The organism is Butyrivibrio sp. (assembly GCF_017433805.1).
Classification (GTDB): domain Bacteria; phylum Bacillota; class Clostridia; order Lachnospirales; family Lachnospiraceae; genus Butyrivibrio.
The window spans coordinates 44,854-66,541 of sequence record NZ_JAFRGN010000008.1 but is presented as its reverse complement, the minus strand read 5'-3'; the positions used below and the strand labels follow the sequence as shown (position 1 = coordinate 66,541).

General features: G+C 42.5%; 20 protein-coding genes and 1 tRNA gene. 17 read left to right on the top strand and 4 right to left on the bottom strand.

Annotated features, from left to right (window positions below):
- Positions 1–16 precede the first annotated feature (16 nt).
- A complete protein-coding gene (locus IJI01_RS01945) occupies positions 17–589 on the top strand; it encodes a hypothetical protein (protein ID WP_292185055.1) in 573 nt (190 codons plus the stop codon).
- A gap of 17 nt (positions 590–606) precedes the next feature.
- Here IJI01_RS01945 and IJI01_RS01940 read toward each other — a convergent pair whose 3' ends face one another.
- Positions 607–2,097, bottom strand: coding sequence for an alanine/glycine:cation symporter family protein (locus IJI01_RS01940; protein WP_292185052.1), 1,491 nt, complete (start codon positions 2,095–2,097; stop codon positions 607–609).
- 239 nt (positions 2,098–2,336) lie between these two features.
- Between IJI01_RS01940 and IJI01_RS01935 the strand changes: the two genes are divergently transcribed.
- Entirely contained in the window at positions 2,337–2,837 is a 501-nt protein-coding gene (locus IJI01_RS01935) for a GNAT family N-acetyltransferase (RefSeq protein WP_292185049.1), read from the top strand.
- A 30-nt stretch (positions 2,838–2,867) separates the two neighbouring features.
- Entirely contained in the window at positions 2,868–5,027 is a 2,160-nt protein-coding gene (locus tag IJI01_RS01930; protein ID WP_292185046.1) for a M13 family metallopeptidase, read from the top strand.
- A gap of 109 nt (positions 5,028–5,136) precedes the next feature.
- Here IJI01_RS01930 and IJI01_RS01925 read toward each other — a convergent pair.
- Positions 5,137–5,208: transfer RNA gene (locus IJI01_RS01925), tRNA-Trp, on the bottom strand.
- Positions 5,209–5,422: 214 nt separating this feature from the next.
- On the opposite strand from IJI01_RS01925, the gene IJI01_RS01920 reads away from it, so the two are divergent.
- The 7 genes from IJI01_RS01920 to IJI01_RS01890 all read left to right on the top strand — a co-directional run bounded on the left by IJI01_RS01920 (position 5,423) and on the right by IJI01_RS01890 (position 13,456).
- Positions 5,423–6,100, top strand: coding sequence for an ABC transporter ATP-binding protein (locus tag IJI01_RS01920; protein WP_292185043.1), 678 nt, complete (start codon positions 5,423–5,425; stop codon positions 6,098–6,100).
- Between the two features lie 81 nt (positions 6,101–6,181).
- Positions 6,182–7,228, top strand: coding sequence for a hypothetical protein (locus IJI01_RS01915; protein ID WP_292185040.1), 1,047 nt, complete (start codon positions 6,182–6,184; stop codon positions 7,226–7,228).
- 397 nt (positions 7,229–7,625) lie between these two features.
- Complete coding sequence (locus IJI01_RS01910) at positions 7,626–9,479, top strand: alpha-amylase family glycosyl hydrolase (protein WP_292185037.1); 1,854 nt, start codon at positions 7,626–7,628, stop codon at positions 9,477–9,479.
- A gap of 75 nt (positions 9,480–9,554) precedes the next feature.
- Entirely contained in the window at positions 9,555–10,352 is a 798-nt protein-coding gene (locus IJI01_RS01905; RefSeq protein ID WP_292185034.1) for an HAD family hydrolase, read from the top strand.
- A 43-nt stretch (positions 10,353–10,395) separates the two neighbouring features.
- The gene (gene pepF / locus IJI01_RS01900; protein WP_292185031.1) at positions 10,396–12,201 is read left to right on the top strand and encodes an oligoendopeptidase F; all 1,806 of its coding nucleotides are present in this window, start codon (positions 10,396–10,398) and stop codon (positions 12,199–12,201) included.
- 32 nt (positions 12,202–12,233) lie between these two features.
- Positions 12,234–12,893 (top strand): flavin reductase family protein, encoded by a 660-nt coding sequence (locus tag IJI01_RS01895; RefSeq protein ID WP_292185028.1) that lies wholly within the window; start codon positions 12,234–12,236, stop codon positions 12,891–12,893.
- 32 nt (positions 12,894–12,925) lie between these two features.
- On the top strand, positions 12,926–13,456 hold the full coding sequence (locus tag IJI01_RS01890; protein WP_292185024.1) for a VanZ family protein: 531 nt from the start codon (positions 12,926–12,928) through the stop codon (positions 13,454–13,456).
- Positions 13,457–13,488: 32 nt separating this feature from the next.
- On the opposite strand, the gene IJI01_RS01885 is transcribed toward IJI01_RS01890, so the two are convergent.
- Positions 13,489–13,878, bottom strand: a complete 390-nt coding sequence (locus IJI01_RS01885; protein ID WP_292185022.1) for a hypothetical protein — start codon at positions 13,876–13,878, stop codon at positions 13,489–13,491.
- A 464-nt stretch (positions 13,879–14,342) separates the two neighbouring features.
- Between IJI01_RS01885 and infC the strand changes: the two genes are divergently transcribed.
- The 7 genes from infC to IJI01_RS01850 all read left to right on the top strand — a co-directional run bounded on the left by infC (position 14,343) and on the right by IJI01_RS01850 (position 20,776).
- Positions 14,343–14,873 carry a translation initiation factor IF-3 gene (gene infC, locus IJI01_RS01880; RefSeq protein ID WP_292185177.1) on the top strand — a complete coding sequence of 177 codons (531 nt, stop codon included), beginning with the start codon at positions 14,343–14,345 and terminating at the stop codon, positions 14,871–14,873.
- A 119-nt stretch (positions 14,874–14,992) separates the two neighbouring features.
- Complete coding sequence (rpmI, locus tag IJI01_RS01875; RefSeq protein WP_292185019.1) at positions 14,993–15,193, top strand: 50S ribosomal protein L35; 201 nt, start codon at positions 14,993–14,995, stop codon at positions 15,191–15,193.
- Between the two features lie 63 nt (positions 15,194–15,256).
- Entirely contained in the window at positions 15,257–15,613 is a 357-nt protein-coding gene (rplT, locus tag IJI01_RS01870; RefSeq protein ID WP_013280184.1) for a 50S ribosomal protein L20, read from the top strand.
- Positions 15,614–15,809: 196 nt separating this feature from the next.
- Positions 15,810–17,258, top strand: coding sequence for an aminoacyl-histidine dipeptidase (locus IJI01_RS01865; RefSeq protein WP_292185014.1), 1,449 nt, complete (start codon positions 15,810–15,812; stop codon positions 17,256–17,258).
- A gap of 82 nt (positions 17,259–17,340) precedes the next feature.
- Complete coding sequence (locus tag IJI01_RS01860) at positions 17,341–17,901, top strand: TetR/AcrR family transcriptional regulator (RefSeq protein WP_292185009.1); 561 nt, start codon at positions 17,341–17,343, stop codon at positions 17,899–17,901.
- Positions 17,902–17,983: 82 nt separating this feature from the next.
- The gene (locus IJI01_RS01855; protein WP_292185006.1) at positions 17,984–20,428 is read left to right on the top strand and encodes an alpha-galactosidase; all 2,445 of its coding nucleotides are present in this window, start codon (positions 17,984–17,986) and stop codon (positions 20,426–20,428) included.
- A 57-nt stretch (positions 20,429–20,485) separates the two neighbouring features.
- Positions 20,486–20,776: a DUF1858 domain-containing protein gene (locus tag IJI01_RS01850; protein WP_292185003.1), complete on the top strand. Its 291-nt coding sequence runs from the start codon at positions 20,486–20,488 to the stop codon at positions 20,774–20,776.
- Between the two features lie 471 nt (positions 20,777–21,247).
- Here the strand turns inward: IJI01_RS01850 and IJI01_RS01845 are convergent, their stop codons facing one another.
- A complete protein-coding gene (locus IJI01_RS01845) occupies positions 21,248–21,688 on the bottom strand; it encodes a DUF2752 domain-containing protein (RefSeq protein WP_292185174.1) in 441 nt (146 codons plus the stop codon).

Here is a 21,688-nt window from a genome sequence, read left to right as displayed (position 1 = left end):
GATGGAGGTATAGCATATGAAGAGAATATCTAAGATATTGGCCGTTACACTTACATTAGTTATGCTGTGTTCAATTGGTGTTAGCAATAAAGCTTATGCAGCCAGCGAATGTCCTGAGTTCTTTGATCTGGGTGATCAGGTAATCAGTATGGATGCTGGCACAACTCGTGAAGTATGGCTTTATGCCAAGGTTAACTACAACTACTACATTGGCAAACACTCCAGCAAGGGCACTTATATCGAGTGTTCTTCAAGGAGAAATACAGAGAACATCAAGATCCATATAGGAGCAGATGAGCAGGAAAAGAATGTATTTTTCTATTTTTACCCTGCAGAAGATCCTTATGAGCATTGGGATGCCTATGCAACACTTGAGGTTTATGTACAAAACATAAAGCCAGCACTGGCTGATCCTTCTGCTGAAGTTCTCAAGACCTATGCTGGCAATAATGCTGAGTTTAATGCTTATTACTATTATGTTAACTATCCTGATCTGCAGGCTGCCTTTGGTAAGAATGGTGATGCTCTTTTAAATCACTGGAACACCTGTGGCAAGGCAGAGCTTAGAACTGCTAATAAGATCAAGTAAAAGAGCTATAGCACATATTAAGAAATTTCGCGCTCGTGAAGTTCCTGTATCTCATCTACAGCGGACAGCATGGGCGCTATTTTTTTACCCTTAATCTTTCTATCTACGTAGTTCTGGGTGATCTTCATTACTGTTCCACTAAGGGTCAGAACACCGATAAGGTTAGGAATAGCCATCATACCGTTGAAGGTATCTGACAGATCCCAGGCAAGTGTCAGATCCATGGTAGCACCTATAACGATGAAGACAACGAAGATCACGTGATAGAGCTTGACTGACTTGGTGCCAAAGAGGTACTCAAAGCCCTTGCTGCCGTACTGGCTCCAGCCAAGTACAGTTGAGAAAGCAAAGAACAAAATTGCAATAGCGATGAAAGCTGAGCCTGCGCGGCCATATACTGTTGAGAAGGCTTCAGCTACAAGCGCTGTAGAAACCTGATCTGATAAAACCTTACCTGTATCAAGATCAACAAGTCCGCTGGAAAGAACTGCAAAAGCAGTAAGTGTACATACTATGATTGTGTCTGTGAATACTTCGAAGATTCCCCACATACCCTGAACTACAGGCTCTCTTACGTTGGAGCTTGAGTGAACCATTACGGAAGAACCAAGACCTGCTTCGTTGGAGAAGACTCCTCTTTTCATACCCCACTGCATAGCATAAGCAACGCCGCTACCAACAATTCCGCCGCCTACAGCACGCATTCCAAAGGCTCCTTTGATGATAGAAGCAAATACAGCACCCAACATATCAGCGTTGATAACAACGATAACTGTTGCGCCGATCAGATATATAACAGCCATGAATGGAACAAGTCTTTCTGTAACTGATGCGATTCTTTTAAGACCGCCCACGATTACAAGACCAGCAAGGAGCATGAGAATAAAGCCTGTTACAAAGTGTGGAACGCCAAATGCTGAGTTCATGTTAACTGCGATGGAGTTGATCTGGCTCATGTTGCCGATACCAAAAGAAGCAAGGATGCAGAATACGCTGAACATCAGAGCAAGAGCTGTTCCTATGAACTGACAGCCCTTCTTGGAGCCAAGGCCATACTTAAGGTAGTACATAGCACCGCCGCTCCACTCATTCTTTTCATTTCTTCTTCTGTAGTAGATACCAAGGACATTCTCTGAGAAGTTGGTCATCATTCCAAAGAAGGCAACGATCCACATCCAGAAGATAGCACCAGGTCCGCCTGAAAGGATAGCAGCTGCTACACCTGCGATATTACCTGTTCCGATTGTGGCAGCAAGAGCTGTACAAAGACTCTGGAACTGAGAAATCTGCATATCGTCTTTTCCCGTGTGGGCTGTGACGTGCTTATCCTTGAATATTCCGCCGATGGTGTTCTTAACCCAGTGGCTAAAGTGAGAAATCTGAAAGACTTTAGTCAGAACGGTCATTAGGATACCTGTTCCAACCAGAAGAATCAGCATGGGAAGTCCCCATACAAAACCATTTACTGCGTTGTTGACGGTCTCAACAACTCCTACAAAACCTGACATACACTGCTCCTCCTACCCGAATATCTTTTAATTAAACAAAAAGGGCGCACGAATTAAATCGAAACGCCCTTGTTTTATGCTAGTATAGCATATTTTTACTGATAAACAATTGATTCATTTTAATGTATCGTAGATTAAAAAAGATCAAGAAAACGACAAAATATAATAACTTATATTATTGGCTGCTTTCGTATACAATGTAATATAAAGGGGTTTACTGAATTTTGTTGGAGGTGTGTATGGGAAATAGTGAAGATAAGAAGATCGTTAAACTGATACCAGCCTATGACAGTGCGCTGGCCGAGCTCATCAGAGAGAATCTTAAAAAGAGCGCCCTGGATATTCCAGGAACTGTCTACTATGACGATAACTTAAACCACCTCAGCGACTATTACCTCGCTGATCCTCAGAAGCGATATTACTGCATCGTCCTTGATGAGGAAGATAAGCTGATCGGCGGAATCGGACTAGCTGAATGCGAGTTCTTTGAAAACTGCTGCGAACTTCAGAAGCTCTACCTTGCAGACAGTGTTAAAGGCTCAGGATTTAGCTATTATCTGATCGCGTTCATCGAGCACAAGGCTTCCGAGATGGGATATAAAAAGATATATCTGGAAACCCACGACAATCTTGCTGCAGCGATCCATGTTTATGAGAAATGTGGCTACAGGGAGATTGATAGACCTAAGAGCGTAGTACATTCAGGAATGACCAGATTTTATATAAAAGAACTTGAGTGAGTTTTTTAGTTATAAAAGAGGGGTATATTTATGAAGAAAAAGCTATTATCTGCACTATTATCTGTTGCTATGCTATGCGTATTTACAGGCTGTGGTAAGACTGCTCCTGCTGCGGAGACGCCTGTATCTGAAGAGGCACCGGCAGCCGAAGAGGCATCAGCATCCGAAGAGACTTCGGTATCTGAAGAGGTACCGGCATCCGAAGAAACACCAGCATCTGAAGAGGGGTCGGATACCACTGGCGGATCACCCTGGATTGAGTCTGATATAAAAGCTAATATTTCTGCAGATACAGAAACAAATCCCAAGGATGATTTCCATCTCTACGCCAACAAAGATTGGATATTGGAAAATGAGATTCCTGCCGGCTATAGCTCATGGTCTCACTATACTGAGTGCGGTCTTGAGGTCAAGAATAAGTGCATGGAGCTTCTAAAGGATGAATCCATAGAAGGCCACGATGCTGACCTTATTCGCACCTATAATAAACTTGTACTTGATTGGGATACGAGAAATGAAAAGGGAGTATCGGAATTACAGGATAATTTCGATAAGCTCCTTGGTGTGCAGACCATAGATGATGTCACTTCTATAATAACTGATGAAGATACTCTTTTTACCTTTTATGACTTTGTTGGTTATGGAGTAACAACCGGACTTAATGATCCGGAAACATATTTGGCTATAATTGATACACCGGATCTTTTGCTGAGAGATTCTGCTGAGTATTCCGAGAGATCTGAACTTGGCGATATGATCTACAATTACAGAAAAGATCTTTTCACATTTATAGCAGGCAAGTTTGGAATGTCAGAGGCAGATGCTGGGGACTGCTTTGATGCTGCTATCGGCCTTGAGACCAAGCTTTCAGAAAAAATATATACCACAGCTGACCAGTATAACGAAGATTTCTACGACAAGATCAACAACGAAATGTCTTTTACCGAAGCGATGGCTTTATCAGAGGTTTTTCCTCTTGAAAAGCTGTTTACTGTGACTGGATATAAGTACAATGGAATTTACCTCGTCACAACTCCGGATTACTTGAAGCTACTAGATAAAATATATATTGAGGAAAATGTAGAGGGATTGAAATCACTTATGTTGGTTCGTTATGTGCTTGATCATGCGGGCTATCTTGACCGTGAGACCTACGACAAGAGCAATGAGTTATACAATTCCTATTTTGGTACAAGTGGAACAGTTTCTGATGAAGAGATGGCTTATAACAAGGTAGTAGGCGCGTTCCCAGCAGCTATGCAGAAGGTTTATATAGCCAGGTACGGTTCTGAGGAAGATAAGAAAAGGATGGAAAGCCTCTGCCAGGAAGTGATCGATACCTACAGAGAACTACTATCTGAGAACACCTGGGCTTCAGATGAGGTCAAAAACTACGCTATAGAAAAACTTGATAAGATTACTATCCACGCAGCCTATCCTGACAAATTCAGAGATACCTCCAAGATAGATATAACAGATTGCTCATTGGTGGAAGCAGCTAAGAAAATTGGCATATATGAAATTGAATATAATAAGAGCCTTCTTGGCAAAAAGCTTGATAAGGAAATGTGGGCTGAAGGCTTTAACATTCTGGAGTGCAACGCTTTCTATTCCCCATCCGAGAATACTATCAACATGATCATAGGCATGATGGGTGAGCCTTTCTACTCAAGCGACATGAGCATCGAGGAATTGTATGCTTCAATCGGCGCATTCTGGGTTGGACATGAAGTATCCCACGCTTTTGACAGTAATGGCGCTCAGTTCGATGCAGAGGGCGTTTATAGGGATTGGTGGACGGAAAAGGACAAAGAGGAATTCGATAAGCGTGTGCAGAAGATGGATGACTATCTCGATACTATTGTTGCTTTTGGAGATTATCATTTCATAGGTTCCAATATTGATACCGAAATGGTAGCCGATATGACAGGCCTTCAGTGTGCACTGCGTATGGCTTCCAAGATTGATAATTTTGACTACGACAAATTTTTTACCAAATACGCTCAGATGAATGCCAGTCTTGAGGTATACAGTAACGAATTATCAGTCCTTACACAGGATGCACATCCGCTTAACTATTCCAGAACCAACGTGCCAGTTCAGCAGTTTGAAGAATTCTATGACACCTACGATATCAAAGAGGGTGATGGAATGTACCTCGCTCCTGAAGACAGGCTGGTAATCTGGTGATGTGGTTGTAATTGATTAGATAATAAGAAACCCTCAATGTCTCTGACATTGAGGGTTTCGTTTGGCCACAAAAAAGCCCACGGATCAGTAATCTGTGGGCTTTTAAAAGCAGGGGAAGCAGGATTCGAACCCGCATGAGCGGTTTTGGAGACCTGCATACTAGCCAGTGTATGATTCCCCTTTATTCATTTGTATCAGCACTAATAGCACCGACAAAGGATACTATAGCATATAGGAAAATGCTTGTAAAGAATTTTTTTACCATACATTTAAGCACTTTAAAGCAATAAAAACATTGGAATAAATCCTTATTTGAAGGGATTATAATAGCATAGTATAATATGTTTTGCACCAACATTTGTAACTACGGACTCACTCAAAAAAGGAGGCCGCCTATGGAAAAAAGTAGAAAAGTTATAATGTCGCTTCGAAATGTTACCAAGGACAGCAGCTCAGGCAAGAAGGGCGAGCATATCCTTGAGGATATCAGTTTTGACATCTATGAAAATGAGCTGGTTGTCATTATTGGCGAGGAAAGAAGCGGTAAAACTTCGATACTAAATGCCATTGGCGGAGTAGATAAGATTTTATCGGGTGAGATCATCTATGATGGCAAGAATCTTGCTCAATTCACGGAAAAAGAACTAGAGGCTTACCGAAGGGATGAAGTGGGCTTTATTTCACAGTTTTTTAAACTTAAGCCCAATCGTACGGCCTTAGGTAATGTTCAGAATACGGCGGAAGTATGCGAAACTCCATATGATCCGGCTTATGCCATAGATAAGGTGGGGATGAGCGAGAAAGCCGGAGCTTTTCCATCTACGATGAGTAGTAGTCAGAGGAAAAAAGTGTCCATAGCCAAGGCACTTGTTAAAAAGACTAAGATCATACTGGCGGATGAACCAACCTATTCGCTTGATTTTGCTGCCTGCAGAGAGGTTTTAAGTCTGATAGAAAAGTTTGTGAATGAAGGTATTGCCACCGTTGTAGTAACCACCAGAAGCGAAGAAGTGGCCAGAATGGCTGACCGAGTTATCAGGATAAAAGACGGAAAAATAGTAGAAATTCTATAGCCCCTATACGTATTGTACTAGATGATGTATAATTGTATCTGAAAAAGTAGAATATCTAGTATATGTTTTAGGGGGATTCGTATGAATAAAAGAATCAAAACGCTTTTAACCGTAGTTCTTATGGTGTGCGTTTCAATTGTAAGCTTTAATCTTTGCCCAGCAAGAATCACTGCTGCGGAGACAACTTTCTCAGGAACAGTTTCAGACAAGACCAATGCCGATATGCTTTACCTTAACACCAGCGGCGGAACAATGGAGATCAAGATTGATTCCAATGTAGCTGTTACAGGAACCAAGGTAATTCTTCCAGGCAACTCAGTTGTAGCTACCTGCTACGTGGGAAGCGATGAGTACTGGCACGTTTCCAAGCTTTCAGGAACAACTCAGGTTGGTAAATCTTCAATTGATATGAGTACCAAGGCAACAGTCAAGGGACGTATTGCTAAGGGAACATCAGAAGAGCTCCTGTATCTGGTAATTGATAACGGAACAATGCAGATCAAGATGGATGCTGACACAGACCTCAGCGGAACAACAATGCTTATCATCGGTAAGCAGGTTCAGGTAGTTGTAGCAAGAGGCTCAGATGCTTACATGCATGCTCTTTCTATCACAGATGTAGCTTCACCAGTAACTACTACAACATCAACAACTACAACAGTTACATCAACAGGTACTTCTGGTAATACAGTAACAGGAACAGTAGATAAAGGAACAACAGCTTCTATGCTGTATCTTTCAACAACAGGCGGCACAATGGAATTTGTAATGGATCTTGCTACAGATGCAAGCGGATGCAGAGTCCTGATGCCAGGCCAGAATGTAACAGTTAGCTTCTACAGAGGAAGCGATGCATGGAATCACACTTCCAGAATCGTTAACAATTCTTCCAAGGCTGCTTCTGAGGTTTCACTTGATGCTTCTACCAAGGCTACAGTAACTGGTACAGTAGATGAGTCAACAACAGAGAATACACTGTACCTCAACACAACAGGCGGCACAATGCAGATCAGACTTGATGCAGCTACAAACTTCTCCAGATGCCCAGTGCTTCTCAAGGACAAGACAGTTCAGGTTACAATCGAGCGCGGCAGTGATGAGTACAATCACGCAATTGCTATTCAGTAAAATATGACTAATTTGGGCCCTCGGTGCAACAATGCGCCGGGGGTATTTTAATTTAAAGTAGAAATCCATATCCTTGCATCGAGTTTATCTGGTTTGCCTGAAATTGATGCACATTTCAAGGGCTCATTCTTGCTGTATGCATCGAAAAATAATTCTTTTTGTATTATCGATGTAATTACTACTTGCAGCACCTATAAAATTGCATCTATTCTGGGTAACTTATTGAATTTTGATGCAAAATAATGTGTCGCAGGATATTTGGGTATAGGATATTGGAAATAAAGGCGGGGAAAACGTTTTCTTCCTATACCTCTTTATGTTATACTTTTTTGTGAATTGATATGCAGATGCATAGATTTAGCGATGCATGCTGATAGAAAGCAAGAAGGAATACATTATGAAGAACAAGAATATAACTAGGATTTTATCATTGGGAATGGCAGCAGCTCTTATGCTGCAGGTGACTGCATGCGGCCAGAAGACGGAAGAAGCTGTTAATACGGCTGATACACAGGCATCAGTAAGTGTGGAAGAAGCTACAACAACTGACCAGCAAGACACTGAGAGTGATGTGCAAAAAGAAAATCCGCAGACAGCAAGTGATATTGCTGCTAAAATCAGCGAGGGGCTGCCTGCCCTTAACATCATAGATGATAAATATCGCACAACCTATGAGATTTTCGTATACTCTTTTTACGATAGTGACGGTGATGGAATCGGTGACCTGCAGGGCGTGATTGATAAGCTCGATTACGTCAATGATGGGGATGACGAGACCTTCACTGATCTTGGCTGTAATGAGATTTGGCTCATGCCAATTTCTCCATCGCCAACCTACCACAAATACGATATTACTGATTACAAGGATATTGATCCTGTCTACGGAACGCTTGAGGATTTTGATAAGCTCCTTGCTGCGTGCCACGACAGGGGCGTGAGACTCATCATTGACCTTGTGCTGAATCACACTTCCAGTGAACATCAGTGGTTTAAGGATGCTACCAGGTATTTAAGGGATCACCCTGAGATCACTGAGCTGTATACTGGCGCGAGTGATGATGCGCAGGGTGATCCAATTGAGGATTTGGTCGACAAGTGCCCATATCTTTATTACTACAATTTCACCAAGACTAATCAGAGCGGCTATGAGAAGGTTGCGGGCACCGACTGGTACTATGAAGCACGATTCTGGTCTGGAATGCCTGATCTGAACCTTGATAATGACATGGTAAAAGAGGAAATTTCAGACATTACACAGTTCTGGATCGACAGAGGCGTTGACGGCTTCAGGCTTGATGCAGTTACTTCTTATTACACTGATAACGACACCAGCAGCATCGAGTTCATGACATGGCTCAATGACACGGTTAAGGGCCAGAAAGCCGATGCTTACATGGTTGGCGAAGCCTGGACCAATCTTTCCAGATATTCCAAGTACTATGCAAGCGGCATAGACAGCTTTTTTGCCTTCGAATTATCTGGAAGTGAGAGCGTGATCGCGACTGTAGCAAGAGGTAAGAAATCTCCTCGAGCTTATGCTGAGGCTACCGCCAATGCGGAAAAAGAGCTTGAGGAAGTGCGCGAGGACTACATAGATGCGCCATTTTTTACCAACCACGATATGGCAAGGGCAGCAGGCTACTTCGTGGGAAGAGGCTCTGAGAACATGGTCAAGATGGCTGGAGCACTTAACCTCCTCATGGGCGGAAATGCCTTTGTTTACTACGGCGAGGAGCTCGGAATGAAAGGCTCTGGTAAGGATGAGAATAAGCGTGCGCCTATGCAGTGGGTGAGCGCTGATTCTGGTGATTTAACCGGCATGTGTGATGGCCCTAAGGATATGGAGAAGTTCGACATGACTTATCCATCCCTTCAGGAGCAGGCAGAGGATCCTTACTCGATCTATAACTATTACAAGAAGGCAATCCGCCTTAGAAATACTTTCCCTGTTATTGCAAGGGGCAAGACTGTTCCTGTAGAGGAGCTTTCTGATGATTATCTTGGAGCATTCGTCAGGACTATGACACCAGAGAATCCGGTAATTGGCGAGTCTGGCGCAGATGCTGAATACGAGCCAATTCTGGTGCTCATCAATAATGACAAAGAGTCCAAGGCTATTGACCTCTCCAAGTGGAGCGGAACAGGAAACAAACCAACGCTTGCATATCAGATCAATGTGGGTGAAGAGGCGAGCACTCTTGAGGGAACAACACTTACAATTCCGTCTTATGGAATTGTTGTGATCGAGTGATTGAGTATCATGTCAGTAAGATGATGTGATAGTTTAAGATATACTGTATGAGTACAGTTACATTTCGAGGAGTTTATGAAAAAAGAATTCGACAACTATATTTTTGATTTATATGGAACTCTCATCGACATACATACTGATGAGGAGCAGCCAGAGCTGTGGGAGAAGATGGCGCTGTACCTGGAAAAGGAATACGGCTCTAAGTACACTTCCAAGTCTCTTAGGAAAAGATATCTCGAAATCTGCAAGGATGAAGAGAATAAGCTTCAGAAGAAAAATGGAGCAAGATGGCCTGAAATCAGGATTGAAGATGTGTGGGTGAGACTGATCCTTGAGGGGCCAGAAGACGAATCAGATATTGTTACCTGTGATCCTATAGCATTTGCAAACTCTCCAGAAATCCGCCAGCTATGCGTGTATTTCAGAGAGGTTTCCCGCGATAAGCTTGTAGTTTACGAGGGCGTAATTGAAACAATGGATAAACTCAAGAAATCAGGCAAGGGCATATTTCTTTTGTCTAATGCGCAGCGCGCCTTTACGGAGAAAGAGCTGGAGGTAGCGGGGCTCACAGACTATTTTGACGACATTTTTATCTCGTCAGATAAGGGCATCAAGAAGCCTCAGAGAGAATTTCTGGAAAAGCTGATAAAGGATAATAGCCTTATTTCTGAGAAGTGTGTTATGATAGGAAATGATCTTTGTAGCGACGTCGGTGTTGCGTTTGCAAATGGCATAAACAGCGTATTTTTGAACACCTACGACTATTCAGACAAGAAGATCGATGAGGAGCTTACTGAGCTTGGAATAAAGGGCTCGAAGTTCATGCCCCTCATAGTAGAGGATGGAGATATTCGCAGGATATTACCAGATTGATATCCACTTAATTGGCTAATACAGGAAAAGAGAGGTATAACAAATGCAGGACAGATTACCTAAGCGTGACGAAGTAGCCCTTGAGCTCAAATGGAGACTTGAGGATATTTATGATGATGAACAGAAGTGGGAGGAAGAGCTTAATAAGATCAATGAGCTTTCAGACAAGATTGCAGCTTATGCAGGTAAGCTTGCTGACAGCAGCGAGAACCTTCTTGCTGTAATGAAGCTTGATGAGGAGCTTAACCTCTACATCGACAGAGTTCACGGTTATGCGCACATGAGAGAAGACCAGGATACAGCCAATGGCAAGTATCAGGGAATGAAGCAGAGAGCAATGTCTGCTTACATGTACTCTGCTGAGAAGTCAGCTTACATCAGCCCAGAAGTTCTGGCTATTTCTGATGAGGAGCTTGAGAAGTTCTATGCTCAGACACCAGACCTTGGCAGATATAAGAGAATGATCGGCGAGATCAGAAGACTTAAAGATCACATGCTCTCAAGTGAGATGGAGCAGCTTCTTGCAAGCGCTGGCGAGATGCAGGGTGCATCACAGAAGGCGTACGGAATGCTTTCAAACGCAGACCTCAAGTTCCCTTCAGTTAAGGATTCCAAGGGCGAAGAGGTTCAGCTTTCAAACGGAAGATTTGTTCCAACACAGATGTCCAAGGACAGAGACCTTAGAAAGGCAAGCTTTGAGGCTTTCTATGGCAGATATGAGGAGTTCAAGAATACTTGGGCTGCTATGTACGACGGCGAAGTTAAGAGCCGTATCTTCGAGGCTAAGGCCCGCAAGTACAATTCAGCATTCGAGGCAGCAGTAGATGGCAACGACGTTTCACCTGCTGTTTGCGACAGCTTATTTGAGTCAATTCACGACAACATGAGCAAGATGCACCAGTATGTTTCACTTCGTAAGAAGCTCCTTGGTGTAGACGAGCTCCACATGTACGACGTATACGTTCCAATGCTCGCTGACTACGACATGAAGGTTTCCTATGAGGAGGCCAAAGAGCTCTCTCTTAAGGCTCTTGCACCTCTCGGCGAGGACTATCTTGATGTGGTAAAAGAGGCATATGAGAACAGATGGATCGACGTAGTAGAGAACGAGGGTAAGAGAGGCGGCGCTTATTCTTCAGGCGTTTATGATGTACATCCTTACATGCTCCTTAACTACAACGATACTCTTGATGATGTATTTACACTTGTTCACGAGATGGGCCACTCAATGCATACATGGTACTCCAACAAGGCTCAGACAATCGTTGATGCTAATTACAAGATTTTTGTAGCTGAGGTTGCATCTACAACTAACGAAGTACTTCTTTATCACTACATGAAGGATCATGCAGAAAGCGCGCAGGAGAAGGCATTTATCATCAACCACTTCCTTGACAGCTTCAAGGGCACAATGTTCCGTCAGACAATGTTCGAAGAGTTCGAGCGCAAGACCTGCGAGATGGCAGAGGCAGGAACTCCTCTTACAGCAGAGTCACTTTATGACGTATACCTTGACCTTAACAAGCAGTATTTTGGCGCAGATATGATTTCAGATGCACAGATTGGATGGGAGTGGTGCAGAATTCCTCATTTCTATTACAACTTCTATGTATATCAGTACGCTACTAGCTTTGCAGCTGCAGTTGCTATCGCTGACAGAATCCTCAAGGAGGGTGCTCCAGCAGTAGAGCAGTACAAGAAGTTCCTTTCAAGCGGATGCACACAGGATCCAGTAAGCCTTCTCAAGATTGCTGGTGTTGATCTTACAACTAAGGCACCTATCGATGCAGCACTTGCTGTATTTGGCGAAGCTATCACTGAGATGGAGCAGGTTGTTAAAGATCTCTGATTATCTTTTGACCAGGTAAAAGAGGTAGTTTAATGTCTAAAGAAGTATGGCGCCCTGGAAATATGCTCTATCCAGCACCACCAGTAATGGTGAGCTGCCAGAGAGAGGGCGAGAAACCTAACATAATAACAGTAGCATGGGCAGGCACTATTTGTAGTGATCCTGCCATGCTTTCTATTTCTGTGAGAAAAGAGAGATACTCCTACGATATTCTCAAGGAAACAGGCGAGTTTGTAGTTAATCTCACCAGTAAGAACATTGCATATGCAGCTGACTGGTGCGGAGTTCGCTCAGGTCGCGACTATGATAAATTCAAAGAGATGAAGCTGACTCCCCTTCCTTCACAGAAGATATCAGCTCCTGGAATCACAGAAGCTCCAGTAAATATCGAGTGTAAGGTCAAGCAGATAGTAGAGCTTGGAACTCACGATATGTTTATTGCAGAGGTTGTGAGCGTTTCTGTTGATGAAAAGCTCATGGACGACAAGGGAAGACTTGACCTTGGTAAGGCTAAGCTTGTTGCTTATTCTCACGGTGAGTATTTTATGCTTGGCGAGAAGCTTGGTAAGTTCGGCTACAGTGTTGCCAAGAAGCCTGCTAAGGGCAAGAAATCGGGCAAGACAGAGAAGAAGTCTGATAAGGATAAGGGCAAAAAGACTTCAAGTAAGTCGATGAAAAATAGTAAGAAATAATCAGGCAGTAATAAGGATTAGATAGTTATTATATGAAGTATTTTCTTTTATATATTAAACAAACATTGCGATTCGTACTTAAGCCTTTATCTTTTGTACCTGCAATCATGATGATGTTTCTGATATTTACTTTCTCTGGGCAGGATGCAGATGCAAGCTCGGAACTAAGCTTTCAGGTTGGAGTTAAAGTCTTCTCAGTTGCCAATGAGACCTTTGACAAGGGCTGGAGTTTGCAGAGAATTGAGCAGCTTTCTGAGAAGTCACAGTACTACATCAGAAAGACAGCGCATTTTACTGAGTATTTTGTGCTGGCGATTACAGTAGCTTTTCCGCTTTATGTATATGGAATCAGAGGCTTGTGGCTTGTGATTCTGGCAGGAGGCTTTTGTATAGCTTTCGCTGGACTAGATGAATATCACCAATCCTTTGTAGCTGGGCGAAGCCCTCAGAAAAGAGATGTTCTCATTGATAGCTGCGGAGTAATCCTTGGAGTTATCGTTGCCAGGATAATTGGTTGGACTGGAAGGATGACAATCTTCAGGCCACTGGCTAATAAAGCATAAATATCTAAACATACAAAAAGCCCGCATGATTACTATGCGGGCTTTAATACTATAAAGAAGGCAGATACTATGACTTCGCAAATACCAGTGACTGTGAACAATACGAACAGAACAATAGAGGGAACATTGCTCTTCATCTGCATTATTCCATAGCCAGAGCGCGTTGTTATAAAGCCTTCTGTAAGCTCAGAGCCATATAGGGCTTTTTGCATATTGAGTTTGATGGATATAGTCTTTCCGGTAAAATCAGCAGAAAGAGGTATCCAGATTTCTTTTTTACCAACGTTTGTTTCGTGGCCAAACAATTTGTTTGGGCGGTCTTCAAGAATCTCTGTGCCATCAATTGATACTGTAAAGTGGTCATAGTAGCAGCGAAGAACAAGAATCTGATCTCCATAGACCGTAGGAAGCGTGTTAGACATGGTGAATTCTTCATGATTACTGTAAGGAAAAGTGATGATCTTACCGTCTACAGTCCAGTAATCATCAAAAATGAAGCAATAAAAAAGAGGATACCTGTATAAACAAGTATCCTCGTATGTTTAAGTGATCAGCCCTGGCTGAATGTGCCTGTGTTCTTGCCACATCCGCTCATCAGAAAAAGTGAAAACAAAATTGTGGTACATAAAAGTCTTTTTTTATTGTCAAATACACCCCTAATGTAGTTTTTTCATACGAAAAGTAATTATAGCATTGAGGTGTTGACAAAACAATACTGTCGTGTTATATTATCACAGTATTTGATAACCAAGCAGAGTATCCACTCTCACCCTGCGGCGTAGCTAGCAGGCGTTAATATCTTTTTTAAATACAACAAGTTTGTGTTTGATTATGATTCTATGTGGATACATTTGCAAGTGTATCCACTTTTTTATTTTTTCTTTTTATTGTTTGGAGGTATAAAGCCATTAGCGAATTATTTATTAACGATCAGATCAGAGCTAAAGAGGTAAGAGTTATCGGTATCGACGGCGAGCAGCTTGGAGTAATGTCCATTCAGGATGCTAGAAACGTAGCTGATGAAGAGGGCGTTGACCTTGTTATGATTGCTCCTACAGCTAAGCCACCTGTTTGCAGAGTTGTTGACTACGGTAAGTTCAAGTATGAGCAGCTTCGCAAAGAGAAGGAAGCCAAGAAGAAACAGAAGACTGTTGAGATTAAGGAAATCAGACTTTCACCTAACATTGATACCAACGATCTGAACACAAAGGTTAATGCGGCTAAGAAATTCCTTGAGAAAGGAAATAGAGTTAAGGTAACACTTCGTTTCCGCGGACGTGAGATGGCTCACATGGGAGCAAGCGTACATATCCTTACAGACTTTGCTGAGGCACTTTCAGATATCGCTGTTATCGAGAAACAGCCTAAGGTTGAGGGACGTAGCATGACAATGTTCCTTACCGAGAAGAAGAACTGATTTTTCACCAATTCGTTGGTTGAAAATATATATGCTATTTCTGGATTGCACTTAATAATCCTGGCAATCCGATATCATATAGCAGAGAAAATTATTTAGATTCACAGGAGGATTTAGTTATGCAGCAAAAGATGAAAACAAAGAGAGCTGCTGCCAAGAGATTCAAGGTTACAGGCACAGGCAAGCTCATGAGAAACAAAGCGTACAAGCGCCACATCTTAACAAAGAAGTCCACAATGAGAAAGAGAAATCTTAGACATGCTGGACTCGTTGACGCTACTAATGTAAAGGCAATGAAGAGCATTCTTCCTTACGCTTAATTAGTTTCGCGTTAGGTTTTCGGTAGTACCAGTAGTATTAGATTAATTTAGGAGGATTTTACAATGGCAAGAGTTAAAGGCGCATTAAATGCCAAGAAGAAGCACAATAGAGTATTAAAGCTTGCAAAGGGCTATAGAGGAGCTAGATCTAAGCAGTATAGAGTTGCTAAGCAGTCAGTTATGAGAGCACTTACATCAGCTTTCGCTGGTCGTAAGCAGAAGAAGAGAGACATGAGATCTCTTTGGATCACACGTATCAACGCTGCAGCTAGAATCAACGGTCTTTCATACAGCAACATGATGCATGGTCTTAAGCTTGCAGGCGTAGACATCAACAGAAAGATGCTTGCTGAGCTTGCAGTTAACGATCCAGACGGATTCAAGACACTTGCAGAGCTTGCAAAAGAGAAGATCGCTTAATCATTTTTGATAGAGATTTTTGTAAGAAATAAAAAGTTTCCAGAATGAAATTTATTCTGGAAACTTTTATTGTATTAATAGTTTTTATAGGATAAAATGTAGGGGTATCGAGTATATGATGCATCTGCATTTTTTATTTTGCAGGAAGATAATTATTGATTTACTAATAGTTTTTATATCAACGAGGTGAATATATATGGCAGTATTTGATAATTTACAGCCCAAGGAAGTATTTCATTTTTTTGAGGAGCTTTGCAATATCCCACACGGCTCAGGAAATCTTCAGAAGATAAGCGACTATCTTGTTTCTTTTGCCAAGGAAAGAGGCTATGAGGTTACTCAGGACTCAGAGCTCAACGTAATCATCAAGGCTCCAGGAACAGCAGGCTATGAGGATAAAGAGCCAGTTATTCTTCAGGGCCATATGGATATGGTTGCAGTTAAGGAAGATAGCTGCGACATCGATATGAAGACAGATGGACTTCGTATAGCGACAGATGGCGAGTATGTATGGGCAGAGGGTACAAGCCTTGGCGGTGATGATGGTATCGCTGTGGCTTACTGCCTTGCACTTCTTGATTCAAAAGAGATCCCTCATCCACCACTTGAGGTTGTGATCACAACTAACGAAGAGACTGGAATGTTTGGAGCAGCAGCTATTGATCTTTCTGGACTTGCTGGCAAGAGAATGATCAATATCGACAACGAAGAGGAAGGCGTATTCATTACAAGTTGTGCTGGCGGAGCAAGAGTTTATTCCAAGCTTCCTATGGCACAGGCTGAGGTTAATGGTGCTAAGTGCAGCGTAGCTATTTCAGGGCTTCTTGGTGGTCACTCAGGTGAGATGATCAAGTGCGGAAGAGGAAATGCCAACCACATCGCAGGCAGAGTACTTGCTGAAGTTTCTAAAGAGATGCCTGTAAGCCTCATCAGTATCGAGGGCGGTGTTGCAGATAACGCTATTCCTTCAACAGCAAGTTTGTCTTTTGTTGTAGACGGAAGCGCTGCAGATAAGGCAGAGAGCATTGTAAATAGAGTTCTTCAGGAGGTTAAGGGAGAGCTTGAAGGTAAGGATGAAGGCTTAGAGATTTCTTTTGCCAAGGAAGAGGGAAATGCCAGCGTTAAGGCGTTTGATTCCAAGTCTACAGAAAAACTTGCCAAGATGATAACAGTAATGCCAGATGGAGTACAGGCTATGAGTGCAATGGTAGCTGGCCTTGTAGAGACATCACTCAACCTTGGAATCATCAAGACAGAGGGCGATGTTGTTACTCTCGAGCAGTCAGTTCGTAGTAGCGTAGAGTCTTCCAAGAAGGTACTGATAAATAAGCTTCTTACTATCGGAGAGGTTTTCGGCGCAGAGATTTCAGTAAGCGGAGAGTACCCAGGCTGGAAGTACAGACAGCACTCAGAGCTTCGCGACCACATGGTCAAGGTTTACCAGAACATGTATGGCAAGGCACCACAGCTTCAGGCTATCCATGCAGGTCTTGAGTGTGGAATCCTCAGTGAGAAGATTGAGAATCTCGACTGTATCTCAATCGGACCAGATATGAAGGACATTCACTCAACAGGGGAGAAGCTTTCAGTTAAATCAACAGCGAATGTTTGGGAGTATCTTGTTAAGGTACTCGCAGAAATGTGATAAAGAAATTTGTAGTTGGGGTAAGGAAAGAATAACACTTGCGTAAACATGGCGAGGGGAATGCAAACACAAGGAGGGTTACATGGAAGAGACAAGAAAGCAGATAATGGACGCGGTTATAGACCAGTTCAATGAGAAAGGAATGAAGTTCACAATGGATGATATTTCCAGAGAGCTTCATATCAGTAAGAAGACTATATACAAGGAGTTTGACGACAAGGACGAGCTGTTCTTTGCCACTGTTGATTATGGTTTTTCTGCCATCAAGAAGAAGGAGGCTGAGATTGTAGCAGACGAGTCTCTTGATCTTGTTGACAAGATTTCCAAGCTTATTGTTTGTCTTCCTGATAACTACAAGAATATCGACTTTAGAAGAGTTTATCAGTTAAAAGAGAAATATCCTAAGGTTTACATGAAGGTAGCCGAGAGGGTAGAGAGCGACTGGGGTGAGACAGAAAAGCTTCTTAATCAGGCTATGGATCAGGGACTTATCAAAAGAGTTCCTATTCAGCTCATCAAGCTTATGGTTGAGGGCGCTATCGAGAAGTTCCTTAGTTCTGAGGAGCTTGCTCGCACAGAGTACAGCTATGAGGATTCTCTTAATATGATGATCAATGTCATCATCAATGGAATCAAGGCGTGACATTCAGATTGGATGGGTGATCAGGCTTTGTGAGAGCCTGGTTCGACATTTTTGTAGAAGTTTTATTTGGAGGTTTTAGAAATTGATTTACGCAGATGGTAACATCTTTTTGCTGCAGACAGCGAATACATCTTATTTATTTAGAAGAACTAATTCAGGACATTTAGAGCATATCCATTTTGGCAGCTCTATAATTTCCAAGGAGTGCTATCAGAAGGCAGTTGAGGCAGGAGACCTTGAGCAGGCCTTCAAAAATGGCAAGGACGGTCTTGTGGCTATAGCTGATGCCATTGGGCCCAAGCATTACCACGGCGGCGGTAATATGAACATTTACTCAGCTGAGCACAAGGATACTTTCCTTGAGATGCTTGGCCTTGAGATGTCCTCTTTTGGTAAGGGTGACATCAGAGAGCCATTCGTTGAGCTCACTTATGCTGATGGCAATACTACTGTGGATTTCCAGTACTATAGTATGAAGGTCACAGATGGCAAAAAGGCACTTAAGACACTTCCGTCATCTTATGACGATGCAGATGTTTCAAGTGATAGCGCTGCTAAGAGAGATAAGACTCAGCAGCTTATTATCACCTTGAAGGATCCTGGATATGGCACAAGCCTTGAAATGATCTACTCCGTATTTACTGACAGTGATGTCATTACGAGAAGTGCAGTGCTTCACAACGAAAGTGACAAGGATGTTAGAATCGACAGAATCCTTAGTACACAGATTGATTTCGATACTCCTTCTCTTAAATTCACATCCTTCCATGGCAGATGGGCAGATGAGATGGGAATTCATGAGAGCGTATGCACAGGTGGCAAGGTAGTATGCGAGGAGCTTGCAGCAGGCGAATCAGGTTCCAGATCCAATCCCTTTGTAATCGTAAGTGACCTCGATACAGATGAGAACCACGGCGAATGCTATGGCTTTAACCTTGTGTATAGTGGTAACCACTACGAAGCTCTTTCTTCAAATGCCAAGAATATGAGCAGATTCGTGTGCGGAATTCAGCCGGTAGGATTTAACTGGCTTCTTACTCCTGGTAGCAAATTTGAGGCCCCAGAGGCTGTTATGGCATACTCTTCTCAGGGCTATAATGGCATGAGCATTCGTATGCAGGATTTTGTTCGTAAGCATATCGTAAGAGGCTCTTGGAGAGATAGGGCTAGACCAATCCTTATCAACAGCTGGGAGGCTTCATACTTTGATATTACTCAGAACTCACTTGTATCTCTTGCCAAAGAGGCCAAGAAGTGCTGTATTGAGCTATTTGTAATGGATGATGGCTTGTTTGGCAAGCGTAATGATGAGACATCTTCACTTGGCGACTGGTATGAGAATAAGAAAAAGCTCCCTGGAGGAATCAAGGAGCTTGCTGATAAGATAAATGACCTTGGCCTTATGTTTGGCCTTTGGGTTGAGCCTGAAATGGTCAACGAGGATAGTGATCTGTACAGAGCACATCCTGATTGGGCTGTAGCTGTTCCTGGTAAGCCACATTCAACAGGACGTAATCAGATGAACCTTGATCTTTCCAGAGAAGAGGTTCAGGATTATGTGATTGACGCCATGAAGAAGGTCTTTTCCGCAGGTAATGTAGCTTACGTTAAGTGGGATATGAACAGAATCTTCTCAGACAGATTCTCAGCTTCACTTCCTGCTGACAGACAGGGCGAATTCCAGCACAGATACTACATCGGCCTTTATCGTATTATGAAGGAACTCACAGAGAGCTTCCCAGAGATTCTTTTCGAGGGCTGTTCTGCTGGTGGTAATAGATTTGATCTTGGTATCCTCAGTTACTTCCCTCAGATTTGGGGAAGCGATGATACTGATGCTTTCTGCAGACTTGATATCCAGAGAGGCTATAGCTATGGATACCCTGCAAGTACAGTTGGCGCGCATGTTTCTGCATGTCCTAACCATCAGACACTTAATACAGTGCCTCTTGAGACAAGATTTGAGATTGCATGCCCTGGATGCTTTGGCTATGAGCTTAATCTTTGCGAGATGTCTGATTCAGACAAGAAGGTTATTGCTGGTCAGGTAGAGTTCTACAAGAAGTGGAGAGAGGTTTTCCAGTTCGGTGATTACTATAGACTCCCTGATTATGGATATATGATTGTCAGCAAGGATGCGAATAGAGCTGTCGCATTTGCTGTAGAGAAGGGCTCAAGACCTAATAATGATTATCGCAAGATCAAGTGTAAGGGTCTTTCTGAGGATAAGCTCTACAATGTAACAAACCGCGTTGTTCCGCTTAATCTCAAGGATTTTGGAAGCCTTGTTAATACAATCGCACCTGTTCATGTTAAACAGGATGGTATCATCCACAACATCATGGACAAGGTTGTACATTTAAACGGCGAAGAGCAGAAGGCTGTCGCTACAGGAGCAGCTCTTAATAATCATGGTCTTGCTCTTAATCCTAACTTCGCTGGAACTGGTTATAACCAGGATACTCGTATCATGAGAACCGGAGATTCCAGACTATACACGTTTGAAAACATACTTGCAAATCCATAAGCAAGAGAGTAAAATACATTTTGTGCAATTTAAAGTTTATCTTTAAAGGAAACATTTATGGGATTTTTAAAGGATTTATTCTTTGGTAATGATACAGAAAGTGAGGAATATAAGATGAGTGAAGAACTTAAGAACGAGGGCACTCTCGTTACTGCAGATATGCTTGTAGGTGATCTTATTGTTAAGCATCCTCTTGCTGCACAGTTCCTTATGGAGTGCGGAATGGGATGTATCCACTGCCCGGCTTCTCAGATGGAGTCACTTGCTGAGGCATGCGCTGTTCACGGAATTGACGGCGAAGAGATCGTTGATGCTCTTAACGACTACCTTCTCGAGCACAATGCGTAATATTGTGTAAATATTTGTTGCGCAGGCTTTCGCGTAAGGATTCTTATGTGAATGATTTAATATGAGAATTGTTGAACCTGGCATTTGAGGTATGACCTCAGATGCCAGGTTTTTTGTTTTTGAAGCATTTATGTTTTTGAAGCATTTATGTTTGTGAAGCTTTTATGTTTGTGAAGCTTTTGGGGTGATTATTAGCCGCATTTGAGATTATTGATAGTTGCGGCTAAAACATTTTGCTATGTTTGGTGGGTGAATTAACCGCAGAGGCCATTTTTAGCTTATTTCGGCTAACGATGGCGAAAACAATATTAGCCGAAAATTGTAATTTAAGTATTTGCGGCTAATGATGTATGCTGCAGGCATTAGCCGAAACTCATAGAATATAACATATGCGGCTAAACAAGGCAAAAAGTAGGCCCAAAATGCTTAGCCGAATTGTGGCTAATTCCCAGATTGCGGCTAAATAACTAGTTAAAGTGCAGAGCGGATAAGTTCAAAGAGATTCCCAGGAACATAAACCATGGGCTCGGTTCCAGGGAAAAGAAATACAATTCTATAAATATAGACGGCTAGCGTAATCACAGCAGTAAAAAGAAGAGGGTAGTAGAGCCGTTTTAGGCTCTGGCCCTTGATGTATCGAACCCATATAGCAGCAAGTATAACCAGTAACCAAAGAGGATAAGTTGGATTATACTGAAACGCCCTGATGGGATGAAGGGTAAAGAACGAGAAAAAAGCCCTTGTGATCCCGCATCCTGGGCAGGGATAGCCACATAGCAGTACAACTGGGCAGGTGTGGTGGAAGATAAGATTCATTGCTATCCACCAGCCTAGGACTATCACGATAAACTGCCAGTTTTTGCGGAAATCTGCCCATATTCGATTTATAACAACAGCGAGTTTTGAATTCAT